General features: G+C 71.8%; 11 protein-coding genes. 7 read left to right on the top strand and 4 right to left on the bottom strand.

The genetic code is table 11. The features are described from left to right. The first annotated feature begins 31 nt into the window (after nucleotides 1–31). The 4 genes from ectB to CLV68_RS01235 all read left to right on the top strand — a co-directional run bounded on the left by ectB (nucleotide 32) and on the right by CLV68_RS01235 (nucleotide 5811). Nucleotides 32–1288: a diaminobutyrate--2-oxoglutarate transaminase gene (gene ectB / locus CLV68_RS01250; RefSeq protein WP_121388799.1), complete on the top strand. Its 1257-nt coding sequence runs from the start codon at nucleotides 32–34 to the stop codon at nucleotides 1286–1288. An 18-nt stretch (nucleotides 1289–1306) separates the two neighbouring features. Then, nucleotides 1307–1705, top strand: coding sequence for an ectoine synthase (locus CLV68_RS01245; protein ID WP_121388798.1), 399 nt, complete (start codon nucleotides 1307–1309; stop codon nucleotides 1703–1705). Further along, nucleotides 1705–2616 carry an ectoine hydroxylase gene (gene thpD, locus CLV68_RS01240; protein ID WP_121388797.1) on the top strand — a complete coding sequence of 304 codons (912 nt, stop codon included), beginning with the start codon at nucleotides 1705–1707 and terminating at the stop codon, nucleotides 2614–2616. Before CLV68_RS01245 ends, thpD begins: the two co-directional genes overlap by 1 nt. A 471-nt stretch (nucleotides 2617–3087) precedes the next feature. Further along, nucleotides 3088–5811 carry an AfsR/SARP family transcriptional regulator gene (locus CLV68_RS01235; RefSeq protein ID WP_170224022.1) on the top strand — a complete coding sequence of 908 codons (2724 nt, stop codon included), beginning with the start codon at nucleotides 3088–3090 and terminating at the stop codon, nucleotides 5809–5811. 187 nt (nucleotides 5812–5998) lie between these two features. On the opposite strand, the gene CLV68_RS01230 is transcribed toward CLV68_RS01235, so the two are convergent. After that, the gene (locus CLV68_RS01230) at nucleotides 5999–6784 is read right to left on the bottom strand and encodes an SGNH/GDSL hydrolase family protein (RefSeq protein ID WP_121388795.1); all 786 of its coding nucleotides are present in this window, start codon (nucleotides 6782–6784) and stop codon (nucleotides 5999–6001) included. Between the two features lie 176 nt (nucleotides 6785–6960). On the opposite strand from CLV68_RS01230, the gene CLV68_RS01225 reads away from it, so the two are divergent. Continuing rightward, entirely contained in the window at nucleotides 6961–7611 is a 651-nt protein-coding gene (locus CLV68_RS01225; RefSeq protein WP_121388794.1) for a DUF3159 domain-containing protein, read from the top strand. Nucleotides 7612–8228: 617 nt separating this feature from the next. Here CLV68_RS01225 and CLV68_RS01220 read toward each other — a convergent pair. Beyond that, the gene (locus CLV68_RS01220; RefSeq protein WP_121388793.1) at nucleotides 8229–9125 is read right to left on the bottom strand and encodes an N-acetylglucosamine kinase; all 897 of its coding nucleotides are present in this window, start codon (nucleotides 9123–9125) and stop codon (nucleotides 8229–8231) included. Then, on the bottom strand, nucleotides 9122–9652 hold the full coding sequence (locus tag CLV68_RS01215) for a winged helix-turn-helix transcriptional regulator (protein ID WP_121388792.1): 531 nt from the start codon (nucleotides 9650–9652) through the stop codon (nucleotides 9122–9124). The genes CLV68_RS01220 and CLV68_RS01215 overlap by 4 nt, the downstream gene beginning before the upstream one ends. Nucleotides 9653–10198: 546 nt before the next feature. On the opposite strand from CLV68_RS01215, the gene CLV68_RS01210 reads away from it, so the two are divergent. Both CLV68_RS01210 and CLV68_RS01205 read left to right on the top strand, forming a co-directional pair. Beyond that, nucleotides 10199–10954, top strand: coding sequence for a GntR family transcriptional regulator (locus CLV68_RS01210; protein ID WP_092779426.1), 756 nt, complete (start codon nucleotides 10199–10201; stop codon nucleotides 10952–10954). A gap of 1 nt (nucleotide 10955) precedes the next feature. Further along, nucleotides 10956–12404 (top strand): MFS transporter, encoded by a 1449-nt coding sequence (locus tag CLV68_RS01205; RefSeq protein ID WP_281274623.1) that lies wholly within the window; start codon nucleotides 10956–10958, stop codon nucleotides 12402–12404. A 25-nt stretch (nucleotides 12405–12429) separates the two neighbouring features. Here CLV68_RS01205 and CLV68_RS01200 read toward each other — a convergent pair whose 3' ends face one another. Next, entirely contained in the window at nucleotides 12430–13377 is a 948-nt protein-coding gene (locus CLV68_RS01200) for a threonine ammonia-lyase (RefSeq protein ID WP_121388791.1), read from the bottom strand. Between the last annotated feature and the right edge of the window lie 12 nt (nucleotides 13378–13389).

The following is a 13389-nucleotide window of genomic DNA, read 5'->3' as shown; positions in this document are numbered from 1 at the left end:
CTACTTTCCCGCTGGGGAGGGAGATTTCCCGATGAGTGTGTTCGAGACCCTCGAGTCCGAGGTCCGCAGCTACAGCCGCGGCTGGCCGGTCGTGTTCGACCGCGCGGTCGGCAGCCACCTCTACGACGAGTCCGGGAAGTCCTATGTGGACTTCTTCGCGGGTGCGGGCGCCCTGAACTACGGGCACAACAACCCGGTGCTCAAACAGGCGGTCGTGGACTACATCATGCGCGACGGCGTCACCCACGCCCTCGACATGAACACCGCCGCCAAGCGCGACTTCCTGGAGACCTTCCGCGATGTCGTGCTCGCGCCGCGGGAACTGGACTACAAGGTGATGTTCCCCGGCCCCGCGGGCGCCAACGCGGTCGAGGCCGCGTTGAAGCTGGCCCGCAAGGTCACCGGCCGCGAGTCGATCGTCAACTTCACCAACGCCTTCCACGGCATGACGCTCGGCGCGCTGTCGGTCACCGGCAACTCGATGAAGCGCGGCGGCGCGGGCATCCCGCTGGTGCACGCCACCCCGATGCCGTTCGACAACTACCTCGACGGCCAGGTCCCCGACTTCCTGTGGTTCGAGCGCCTGCTCGCCGACAGCGGCAGCGGCCTCAACGAGCCCGCCGCGGTGATCGTGGAGACCGTGCAGGGCGAGGGCGGCATCAACGCCGCGCGCGTGCAGTGGTTGCGAGCGCTGGCCGATCTGTGCAAGCGGCACGGGATCCTGCTGATCGTCGACGACGTGCAGATGGGCTGCGGCCGCACCGGACCGTTCTTCAGCTTCGAGGTCGCGGGCATCACCCCGGACATCGTCTGCCTGTCCAAGTCCATCGGCGCGTTCGGCTTCCCGATGGCGCTCACCCTGATGCGCCCGGAGCTCGACATCTGGGAGCCGGGCGAGCACAACGGCACCTTCCGCGGCGTGAGCCCGGCGTTCGTCGCCGCCACCGAGGCGCTGCGCACCTACTGGACCGACGACACCCTGGAGAAGGGCACGCTGGCCAAGGGGGAACAGGTGGAGCGGGTCATGCACGGCATCGCCGACGCGCACCCGACCGCCGGGCTCAAGGTCAAGGGCCGCGGTCTGGCCAGGGGGCTGCGCTTCGCCGACGGTGCCACCGCGGGCGCGGTGTGCCACGCGGCTTTCGAGCGCGGCCTGGTGATGGAGACCTCCGGCCCGGACGGCGAGGTCGCCAAGGTCATGCCGCCGCTGACCATCACCGACGACGAACTCGACCAGGGCCTCGGCGTCCTCACCGAGTCCGTCGCCGCCACCCTGGGTCGGAGCTGACCCCGCGAGGAGGAACCCATGATCGTCCGCACGCTGGCCGGGATCACCGGCACCGACCGCGACGTCGAGACCGAGCACTGGCGCAGCAAGCGCATCGTCCTGGCCGGTGACGGCGTCGGGTTCTCGGTGCACGAGACGGTGCTGGAACCGGGAGCGGTCAACGACTTCTGGTACGCCAACCACATCGAGGCCGTGTTCATCGTCGAGGGCGAGGGTGAACTGCTGGACAAGGAAACCGGCGCGACCCACCAGTTGGCGCCCGGCTCCATCTACGTGCTCGACGGCAACGAGCGCCACCAACTGCGCCCCCGCACCCGGATGCGCACCCTGTGCGTGTTCAACCCCCCGGTCACCGGCCGGGAGGTGCACGACGAGAACGGCGTCTACCCGCTCATCACCGAAGCGCAGGAGGGCTGATGACCCTGACCACCGACACCCGGCACACCCGCCCCGTTGACCGGTACCCGACCAGGACCGCCGAACCCCTTGCCCCCTTTGCCCGCACGGAACCCACCGTGTGGGGTGGGCGCACCGGCCCGATCGACCCGGCGACCCTGGCCGCGCACGACACCCACGGCTACTCCCGTTACGACAGCCTGCTCAGCCCGGCCGAAGTCGCCACCTTCCGCGCCGAACTCGACCGCCTGGCCACCGACGACGCGGTGCGCGCCGACGAGCGCACGGTCGTGGAGCGCTCGTCCGCCGAGGTGCGGTCGATCTTCGAGGTGCACCGCACCAGCGAGCTGATCGCCGAACTGGTGCGCGACCCCAGGGTGCTCGACCGGGCGCGGCAGGTGCTGGGCTCCGAGGTGTCGGTGCACCAGAGCCGGGTCAACTACATGCCCGGCTTCCACGGCAAGGGCTTCTACTGGCACTCCGACTTCGAGACCTGGCACGCCGAGGACGGGATGCCCTCGCCGCGCGCGGTGAGCATGTCCATCGCGCTCACCGACAACTACCCGTTCAACGGCGGGTTGATGGTGCTGCCCGGTTCCCAGCGCACCTTCGTGCCGTGCGTCGGCGAGACGCCTGCGGAGCACTACAAAGCCTCGCTCACCGAACAGGAGATCGGCGTCCCGAGCCGCGCGGCGCTCTCCCGGCTCGCCGCGGAACACGGTGTCGACCAGTTCACCGGAACCGCGGGATCGGCGCTGCTGTTCGACTCGAACCTGATGCACGGGTCGGGCAACAACATCACGCCGTTCCCCCGCTCGAACATCTTCGTCGTTTTCAACTCGGTGGAGAACGCACTGGTCGAGCCGTACGCCGCGGCCGCGCCGCGGCCCGGTTTCATCGCCGCGCGCAGCGCGGAGCCGCTGGCCCGGTGACCCGCTCGTGATCACGCGTAATCCATCTGTTACCATCAGGGCACGCTCTGCCACCGGTTGATCAAGAGCTGGTCGTGGTTCCCACTCGGGGTGAACCCGACGTGCTGTGGACCAACTGCGGCGGAGTACGGCCCCGCGCCCACCGAAGTCGGGATCGGTGTGGCAGCGGGGCCGAACCTGTTCCCGCCCCCCGCGTGCGGTGTCCGCACTCGGCGAGTGGCCCATTCCCCTGCCGTTGAGCGGGGGTATCAGTTCATAACGCTGACCCATAACGGTTAGGCCATCCGGTTGACTACCACCACAACCGCGCCCGCGCGTTCTGTTTCGCCCTAGGTTTGTCCTCGGGAGCGCTTGAACCGGCTTAGGGGAGTCGGTCCGATCGGGGGGTGGTACCGAGTGGCGCACGTCGCGCTCACGCGTCCGGAACAAGGCGGACCGCGTTTTTGCGTATTGGGGCCTGTGTGCGCGCTGGTGGGGGAGAACACGCTGGTGCCGGGTGGGCCCGGTTTGCGTGGACTGCTGGCGATGCTGTTGTTGGAGCCGAACCAGGTCGTGTCCGTCGAGCACGTGATGGACGTGCTGTGGGACCACGAGCCGCCTGCCACCGCCCGCACCATCGTGCAGGGCTACGTGTCCAGGCTGCGCCGCTGGCTGTCCACAGTGGATCCGACGCGGGAGACCAGGATCCAGACGACCGGACCCGGCTACCGGCTGGTCGTCGACGAGGCGCGCATCGATGTCGCGCTGGCCCGCGACCTGCTCGCCGAGTCGCGCGACCGCCCAGCGGGTGAACGCGCCGAACTGCTGGCCATGGCCCAGGGGCTGTGGCGCGGGCCGGAGCTCTCCGGCATCGGCGGCCGGGTCCGCGCGCCGGAACTGGCCGAGCTGCGGCTGACCGTGATCGAGGCGCGGGTCGACGCCGACCTCGAACTCGGCCGCCACGACGACGTCATCGGCGAGTTGGCCGCGCTGGTCGACACCCACCCGTTCCGCGAGCACCTGGTGGGGCAGTTCGTCCTCGCGCTCTACCGCTGCGGCAGGCGCGCGGCGGCACTGGAGATCTACCAGCGCTTCGCGCACCGCGCCGCCCGCGAACTCGGTCTCGACCCCGGTCCCGGCCTGCGGGAGCTGCACAGCCGGATACTGCGCGACGACACCACGTTGCTCGAACAGCGCCCGACACCGGTGATCACCCCGCGGGTCGGCGTGCTCACCCCGGCGCAACTGCCCGCCGCGCCACCGGGGTTCACCGGCCGCGACACCGAACTCGGCTGGCTGGACGGCATCCGCGACACCGCGGACGGCACCGCGCCCGCGATCGCCGTGCTGGTCGGCTCGGCTGGCGTCGGCAAGAGCGCGCTCGCCGTGGTGTGGGGAACCCGCGCCGCCGCGGACTTCCCGGACGGCAGGCTCTACGCGTCCCTGCGCGGGTTCGACCCGAGGCACGAGCCGATCGAGCCCGCCGAGGTGCTGGCGAGGTTCCTGCTCGCCCTGGGTGTCGCCGCCGAGCACATCCCCGACGACCTCGCCGAGCGGGCCGCGTTCTACCGCTCGCTGCTGGCCGAGCGCAGGCTGCTCGTGCTGCTCGACGACGCCCGCGACTCCGACCAGGTGCGACCGCTGCTGCCCGGCGGGCCCGGCTCCATGGTGCTGGTCACCAGCAGGCGCACCCTCGACGGCCTGGTGACCCACGGCGCCGCGCTGCGGGTGCTGGGAACCCTTCCGCCGGAGGAGGCCGAGGCGGTCATCGAGCACGCCGCCGGTCCACCCGCCGACCACGAACGCGCGCTGCGCACCAGGCTCGCCCGGCTCTGCGACCACCTCCCGCTCGCGCTGCGGATCGCGGGCGCCCGGCTGGTCGCCAGTCCACAGTGGTCACTGCGGGAACTGGTCGGCGAGTTGGCCGACGAGCGAACCAGGCTGGGCGCGCTGCGCGTGCAGGACGTCGACACCGGTGTGCGGGCCGCGCTCGACCTGACCGTCGGCGGGCTCGACCCGGTGCTCGCCGCCACGCTGCGGCAACTCGGCGCGGTGCCGGGGCCGACGTTCGGCCCGCACCTGTTGGCCACCATGGCCGGGAGCTCGCCGGAGGCCGCCAGGGAGCGGCTGCGCGGGCTGGCCGCGCTGTTCCTGGTCACCGAGTCCGAACCGGACGTCTACGGCATGCACGACCTGGTGCGGCTCTACGCCAGGGAACTGGGCGCCGACGACCTGCTGCCACCGGTGCTGCGCTACTACCTGGTCGCGTCCGACCTGTGCCGCAGGCACTTGCGCGCCGCGGCGGACGACATCGACTACTCCGAGGCGGAACCGGAGGTGCCCCGCCCACCGGTGCGCGGCAGGGAGGACGCGCTCGCCTGGTTCGAGCGCGAGTGGCCGAACCTGGTCGCCGCCGCCGAGGCGGGCGCGAAAGCGGGCCTGCACACCCAGGTCTGGCAGTTGGCCAGGATGGCGAGCGAGTTCCGCCGGGTCCGCTCCCGCCGCGACGACTGGGAACACGTGCTGCGCCTGGGGCTCGACGCGGCGAAAGCGGCAGGCGACCGCAGGGGCGAGGTCCTGATGCGGCTGAGCCGGTGCGTGCTGCTCACCCGGTTCGACCAGGAGCACGAGACGGTGGCCGACGCCGAGCGCGCCGTGGCCATCGCGACCGAACTGCGCGACTCCAAGCTGATGGCGATGGGCTTCAACACGGTGGCGAGCGCTCTCTACGGCCAGCGCCGCTACAACGAGGCACTGGCCGGTTACCGCAAGGCGTTGGAGCTGTCCGGTCGCGCCGGTTACCGGCTCGGGGAAGCCAACCTGCTCAACAACATCGCGCAGGTGCACCGCAACCTCGGTGCCCCGGCCGAGGCCGTCACCCCGCAGGCGCAGGCGGTCGCGATCTTCCGCGAGGTGGGCGATCTCGGCTTCGTCGGGCTGGCGCTGGCCAACCTGGCCGAATTGGAGCACGAGCTGAACCTGCCGGAGGCGGCCGAGGTCCACGCCAAGGAGGCGATCTCGCTCGCGGAGGCCAACGGGCTCGACCTCACCGAGGCGTTCGCCCGCGAGGTGTTCGCCAGGGTGCTGCGCGACCGCGGCGAGATCGCGGCGGCCAGGGTGGAGCTGATGCTGGCCCTGGAGCTCTACCGGCTCGTCCAGTCACCGGCCGCGCAGGCCGTCCAAGCCGGACTCGCGGCGCTGCCGACGGACGTTTAGCGAACGCTTAGCCGGTGCGCGAAGCAGGCCGGCACCCTCTGCGCGCAGGGTGACCACGGTCATCCAGGGCCGCGGCGGGAGACGGGGGTGCGGCCCGACGTACCGGCCGGCGCTCTCGGGGGAGGGAGAGCCGGCCGGTCGTCGTTGTCGCCCTTCGTCGCCGTGGACGGCCATTTCGGACGTCCACTCACACCCCGGCGGTGCGGTCGTCCTTGCGGACCGGCGCCAGTTCCGGGCGCTTGGGGTGCAGGCCGTCGCCGAGGGACTCCCCGGTGATCTGTCTGCGCACCCACGGGATCAGGTGCGTCGTCGTCCACGCGAGGTCGTCCTGCCGCAGCCGCAGCCACGGTTTCCGGTCCTCGACGGGCAGCGGCTCGCGCCAGTCCTGCGCCACGTCCATGTCGAGCACCTCGGCGGTGCGCAACGCGATCCGGTGGTGGCCCTCGCTGGAGAAGTGCAGCCGGTCGTCGCACCAGGACCTGCGGTCGTGCAGCACGCCCATCGACCACAGGTCGACCAGCCTGGCGCCGTGCCGCTCGGCGATCGCGTGCAGGTGTCCGTTGTAGATGGCGACCTTGCCGCGGAACCGGCGGATCAGCGGCTGCACCTTCGGGTCCGGTCCGGTGAACACCACGACCTCGCTGCCCGCCTCGCGCAGCGCGACCACCGCGGTCTCGAACAGCGCGGCCACGTCGTCGACGTCGGTGCCCGGCGTGATGATGTCGTTGCCGCCGCCGCACAGCGTGACCAGGTCGGGGCGCGCGGTGAGCGCCACCGGCACCTGCTCGTCGATGATCTGCTGGAGCATCCTCCCGCGCAGCGCCAGGTTCGCGTACCGCAACCCCGGCCGCTGCGCCGCCATCATCTCGGCGAGCCGGTCGGCCCACCCCACGTAGGCGCCGTCGGCGTCCACGTCGCTCATGCCCTCGGTGAAGCTGTCCCCGATGGCGATCCAGCTGTTCCACCCATGCACAGCCCGACCTCCCTTTCCCGACCCCGGCTTGCCTCGACCCCGTTGCCCCAGACAACCAAACGCGGCAAGTATGCCCCCGCATTCCCCGGCCCCGCGTCAGCGCAGAGTATGACCCCGGACCGCACACACTATCGACCGCTGTGGAGTCGTCGGCCCCGGTCAGGCAGGCTGGAGGGGTGAGTGACTCCCTGTCCGACCTGCTCGGCGGCCGCCGGGGCGCGCTGGACGCGACCGCGCCCCCGCTGGCCTTCGCCGCCGCCTGGCTGCTCACCTCCGCCATCGGCTGGTCGACCGCGGCAGCCCTGGCCGTCGCCGCCGCCGTCGCGGTGATCAGGCTGGTCAGGGGCGAGAAGGTCACCGCGGTCCTCGGCGGCATGACCGTGGTCGCGGTGGGCGCCGTGGTGGCATTGCACACCGGCCGCGCGGAGGACTTCTTCCTGGTCCAACTGCTGTCCAACACCGCGAGCGCCCTCGTCTGGGCCGCCAGCATCGCCCTCCGCTGGCCGCTGCTCGGCGTGGTCGTCGGCCTCCTCCTCGGCCAACGCTCCCGCTGGCGCCGCGACCCCGCCCTGCTCCGCGCCTACAGCCGCGCGAGCTGGATCTGGGTCCTCCAGTACACCCTCCGCACAGCCGTCTTCGCCACCCTCTGGTGGCTGGGCAACGTCACGGCCCTGGCCATCGCCCGGGTAGCCCTCTCCTGGCCCCTGGTGGCCCTGGTCATCGCGGTGAGCGCGGCCGTACTCCGCAAATCCCTCCCCACCAACCACCCCGGCCTACGCCACCCCCAACTCCCAGCCCCCGCCGAACCCCAGCCCAAGACCTCCTGACCACCGGCCCTCGCCCGCTCTCCCCACCGAGCGCCCCCACCCCACGCAAGCCTTCCCGCGTCCCACGCAAGCCGTCTCGCGTCCCGCAAGCCGTCTCGCGTCCCGCAAGCGCTCTCGCGTCCCGCAAGCGCTCTAGCCCCGCCCGAGCGCTCTAACCCCACCCGAGCCTGTAGCCCCGCCCCAGCCCGCAGGCCAGCCCCAGCCCGCTTCGCGCCCGCGAGGACCCCCGCCCAGCCCCCACCCACACCGGGGGGCGTCCCAGTGCCAGTCTATCGGCACCCCCCGACAGACGATCTTGAAACAGGGTGCCGGTGATCGACTTGTGGATAACTTCTGTCACTGGAACGGGTGAAAGTCGGAGCGGGTGGAGATGAAGAACCGCAGCTCAGAGGCTTGAGGGGCGTCGCGAAAGCGGACTCGGGGCCGAAGTCGCGCAGCGGGAGATCGACTAGGGGCGGGCGAGTGACTGAATCGTCCACAGTGGACAAACGGGGCGGCGGACAATCACCCGGTCAAAGCTGCCGGTCGCAAGGCCCAACTCGCCCAAGTCGGGGCCGAGCCAGACCTGCACCCGAGCCAGACCCGCGCCTGCGGCAAGACTTAGACCTGCACCAGCACTAGACCTGCGGCCGCACCGCGTTGTTCCCGAACGCGTCCAGCGAGGCCAACCAAGCCGCTCCCACTGTCCCGTCCTTCGCGTCCACCACCTCGTGCCCCAACAGCAACTCCCGCACCCGCGCCCCCACCACCGTCTGCAACACAGCCCCCGCCAACACCACAGGCCCACTGTCGTGCACAGCCAACGCCTGACTGGCAAGCGCCCCCGCAGCCCGTGACACGATGTCCTGCGCAGCCGGGTCGTCAACAGACGGCACAAGTGGTGCGAATCGGGCCAACCGGATCGGTTCTTCCCGGTTCACCTGTCGGATCAGTCGTCCGAACGGGATTCGCGGGTCGCCGGTCAGCGGTAGTCCTGCCGCTGCGAGCACTGCCTCCGCCAGGGGGCTCAGTGGTTTGCCGCTCTGCAGCGCGTACAGCGTGAACCGGACCGCTTCCCGCCCGATCCAGAACGCCGAGCCCTCGTCGCCGAGTAGCCAGCCGAAGCCGCCGTAGGTGGCGACCAGTTCGCGCCCGGTGATGCGGCCCGCGATCGATCCGGTCCCCGAGATCAGGACGGTGCCGACCGCAGAGGAGGTGCCGGAGGCGAAGGCGACCTCCGCGTCGGTCACGACCCTCGGGTGCAGCAGGTCGAACACCACGTCGAACTCGGCGGCGACCGCTGGGTCGAGCAGGGCGGACGACCCGGCCATGCCGATCACGCAGGCCGCGACCTCGGAGCCGCCCAGTGCCGCGTTCACCGCGGTCAGGAGTTGGCCCGCCGCGGCTGCCGGGCCGTTGGTGTTCGGGTTGCCGCCGCCTGCGACGCCGCGGCCGACCACGGCTCCGGTGGCGTCCACGGCCAGGGCGCGGGTGGTGCTGCCGCCGATGTCGACGCCCAACGCGACCCCGGTCATCGGACCGCTACTCCGTTCGGCGTAACATGACCTTGCCCGCTCCGCTCCACCCCCTCGGCGGAGCGGGCTCCTCCCACCATCGCCGAGCGTGCGCCGAACTGCTCCGCCTCCACCTCGCGCACCAGCAGCGGGTCGCCGCAGGACGCGCAGGTCACCACGGCGTGCGTCTCGTGGCCGCAGGTCCGGTGCCGCAGCCGCACCGGGCGGTCCTCGACCAGCCAGCGCTCGCCCCAGTGCATGATCGCGGCGAGGGCGGGCCAGAAGTCGCGGCCCATGTCGGTGAGCACGTACTCGTAGCGCACGGGCCGCTCCTGATAGCGCTCGCGGTGCAGCAGCCCGGCGCCGACGAGGCGGTCCAGCCGCTCGGTGAGGGTGTTTCTCGCGATGCCCAACTCGGCCTGGATCCGGTCGAACCGCCGGACGCCCAGGTAGGTCTCCCGCAGCACGAGCAGGGTCCACTGGTCGCCGAGCAGGTCCATCGCACGCGCGATGGAACAGGGCCACTGCGCGAACGATGTCCTTCGCATCGCCCCAGTCTAGGAAGCCGGGCCGCCCGGCGAAACGTGATCACCGCACCCGGGTGACCCGGCGCGGACCCCTGGGCCAGCGGCAACCCGGCACCGGGCCGGACGGCGCGACCACCCGGCAGGGTGACGTACAGTCCGGTCGTAGTGACGGCCGACACACCTGTGGCGGCGCTCACCGCACTATTCGGGGCGTCGGGGACGACCGGCCCTGGCGAGCTCCGGGGAACCACCCGTCCGGCTGACCCGACGCCGAGGAGATCGGACAAATCGGGCGCCGCAAGGCCGGGGCCGAGGCCGTCGGAAAGGCCGGATGTCCCCGCGCGCCAACGCCACCGGTGGGTGTTCCCCGGATCGCCGCACGTCCGCCATCCGGGACACCCCGGGCGGTAAGGTCTAGACCAATCATACCGTAGGTGGGACGGCGCGGCGGGGCGCGCTGGTGCCCGTGCCGGTCACGGTAGGGCCAAACAGGCGGGGTGTGATCGCGTGCGGCACCCCCGACAAGGCATTCTGTACGGGTCGGGCGCAATACTCAGGAGGGACGCCATGCTGGAGATGTCCACGGCCGACGGGTCGGACACGGTGGCGCGCGTGCAACGGGAACCCAAGTACTGGGGTCTCAAGCGCCACTTGCTCGACCTGCTCGGGTCGCTGCCTCCCGGCTCGCCCATCCCGACCGAACGTTCACTGGCCACCGAGTTCGACGTCTCCCGCACGACCGTCCGCCAGGCGCTGGCCGAGCTGACCGTCGAGGGCAGGCTGCTGCGGGTGCAGGGCAAGGGCACCTTCGCCGCCGAGCCCAAGGTCGCCCAGCGGCTGCAGCTGTCGTCCTACACCGAGGACATGCGCGCCCAGGGCCGTGAGCCCTCCAGCAAGCTGCTGGAGGTCTCCGAGATCCCGGCCGAGGCCGACCTGGCCAGGCTGCTGGGCATCCGGGCAGGCGCCAAGGTGCTGCGGTTGCACCGGCTGCGGTTGGCCGACGGCGAGCCGATGGCCATGGAGACGACGCACCTGCCGCTGGGCCGCTTCCGCGGTCTGCGCCGCTACGTCAGCGGCGGCGGCTCGCTCTACCAGGTGCTGCGTGAGCGGTTCGACGTCGAGATGGGCCACGCCGAGGAGACGATCGAGACCGCGTTGGCCGGTCCGCACGAGGCCGAGTTGCTCGGTGCCGACGTGGGGATGCCGATGCTGCTGCTGTCGCGGCACTCGTTCGACACCGACGAGCGACCGGTCGAGTGGGTCCGGTCGGTCTACCGGGGTGACAGGTACAAGTTCGTCGCCACGCTGAACCGACCGTCCTGACGTGACCGGCCAGGTCCGCTGGGGCACGCCCAGCGCGCGCGGGGTCCTGGCCACCACGATCCTCGGGTCCGGCATGGCGATGCTGGACAGCAGCGTGGTCAACATCGCCCTGCCCAGGCTGGGCAAGGAGCTCGACGCCTCGGTCGCCGGGCTGCAGTGGGTGCTCAACGGGTACCTGCTCGCCCTGGCGGCGCTGGTCCTGGTCGCCGGGTCGCTCGGTGACCGCTACGGCCGCCGCCGGGTGTTCGTGGTGGGCGTCATCTGGTTCGGCATCGCGTCGGCCCTGTGCGGGGTCGCGCTGTCCACGCCGATGCTGGTGGCGTCCCGGATCCTGCAGGGCGTCGGCGGCGCGCTGCTGACCCCCGGCTCGCTGTCGATCCTGCAGGCCGTGTTCCACCGCGACGACCGGTCCCGCGCGATCGGCGCCTGGTCCGGCCTCGGCGGCATCGCGGCCGCGGTGGGTCCGCTGGTCGGCGGGCTGCTGGTGCAGGCGTGGTCGTGGCGGCTGGCGTTCCTGGTGAACATCCCGCTGGTCGTGGTGTGCGTGTGGTTGGCCGTGCGGTGCGTGCCGGAGACCCGCGACGAGGAGGTCACCGGGCACCCGAACATCCTCGACTCGGTGCTCGGCGCCGTCGGGCTCGCCGGGATCACGGCGGCGCTGGTCGAGGCGCCGGTGCGCGGGGCGGACTGGCTGGTGGTCGGGGCCGCGGTGGTCGGGCTCGGCGCCCTCACGGCGTTCGTGCTGCTGCAACGGCGCCAGGCGAACCCGCTGGTGCCGCCCGCGCTGTTCGCCAGCCACACGTTCGTCGTGTCCAACGCGCTGACCCTGGTCGTCTACGCGGCGCTGACCGGCGTGATGGTGCTGATGGGGCTGCAACTGCAGACCTCGCTCGGCTACTCGCCGACCGCCGCGGGGCTGGCAGGGCTGCCGATCACCGCGGTCATGCTGCTGCTCTCCGCCCGCTTCGGCCAACTCGCCGCCAGGGTCGGGCCGCGGTGGTTCCTGGTGGCCGGTCCGCTGCTGATCGCGGCCGCGATGCTGCTGATGACCAGGATCGCGCCGGGGGCGTCGTACCTGGGCGCGGTGCTGCCGTCGGTCGCCCTGTTCGGCTTCGGGCTGTCGGTGGTGGTCGCCCCGGTGACCGCGACCGTCCTGGCCGCGGCACCGGACCGGTACGCGGGCTTGGCGTCCGGAGTGAACAACGCGGTGGCGAGGACCGGCGGCCTGCTCGCTGTGGCTGTCCTACCTGCCGCCGCTGGGCTTACCGGCGCCGCTTACACCGACCCGGCTGCCCTGACCTCCGGCTGGCGCACAGCCCTGCTGATCTGCGCTTCCCTCGCCGCCGCAGGGGGCCTCATGGCGCTGAGCATCCGGGACAACGTCCTGGCCGCCCCGCCACCCGGTCCCCACTGCGACGTCGAGTCACCGGCCCCGGCACCTCGGGGCTGACCAGACCCGGTCTGATCAGGCACGATCAGGTCTGGAGCAGCGCGACCAGGGCGTCCGGGTCGACGTTGCCGCCGCTGAGGACGGCCACGGTGCGGCCGGGCGGGAGCTTGTCGCCGTGGTGCAGGACCGCGGCCGTGGTGACCGCGCCGCTCGGTTCGGCGACCAGGTGGGCGCGGTGCGCGAGGGTGGCCACCGCCGAGCGGATCTCATCCTCTGAGACGGTCACGATGCCGTCGACCAGCGCCCGCTGGTGCCCGAAGGTCAGCTCGGACGGCTGGCTGCGCAGGCCGTCGGCGATGGTCCGGTTGCGGTCGGCGACCGACCACGACACCAGCTCGCCCTTGGCCAGGCCGGCCGCGGTGTCCCCGGCCAGTTCCGGCTCGACCGCCCAGACCTGGGCCTGCGGGCGCAGCGCCTTGATCGCGACCGCGATGCCGGAGATCAGCCCGCCGCCGCTGACCGGGGCCAGCACCAGGTCGACGTCGGGCAGGTCCGCGACGATCTCCAGGCCGATGGTGCCCTGGCCCGCGATCACTCCCCGGTCGTCGAACGGCGGCACCAGCGTGGCGTCCTCCCGCTCGACGATCGCGTACGCCGCCGACTCCCGCTCACCGGTCTTGACCAGCACGACCTCGGCGCCGTGCGCGCGGGTCGCCTCGACCTTGACCCTGGGCGTGTCCTCGGGCACCACGATCCACGCGGGCACCCCGAACGCGCGCGCCGCGTAGGCGACGGCCTGGGCGTGGTTACCGCTGGAGTAGGCGACGACGCCACGGGCCCGCCGCTGCGGATCGATGCAGGCCACGGCGTTGAACGCGCCACGGATCTTGAACGAGCCGACCGGTTGCAGGCTCTCCGGCTTGATCCACAGTGGCCGGTCCGCCCACGGGGCCGCCACCAGCGGGGTGCGCACGGCGTGCCCGGCGACGCGGTCGGCGGCGGCGGTGATGTCATCGAGGGTGACGAGGTTCACCCCTCCAGTGTG

The sequence above is a fragment of the Actinokineospora cianjurensis genome, assembly GCF_003663795.1.
Classification (GTDB): Bacteria; Actinomycetota; Actinomycetes; order Mycobacteriales; family Pseudonocardiaceae; genus Actinokineospora; species Actinokineospora terrae.
The sequence above is the reverse complement of the archived record's forward strand: the minus strand, read 5'-3'. Positions and strand labels throughout refer to the sequence as shown.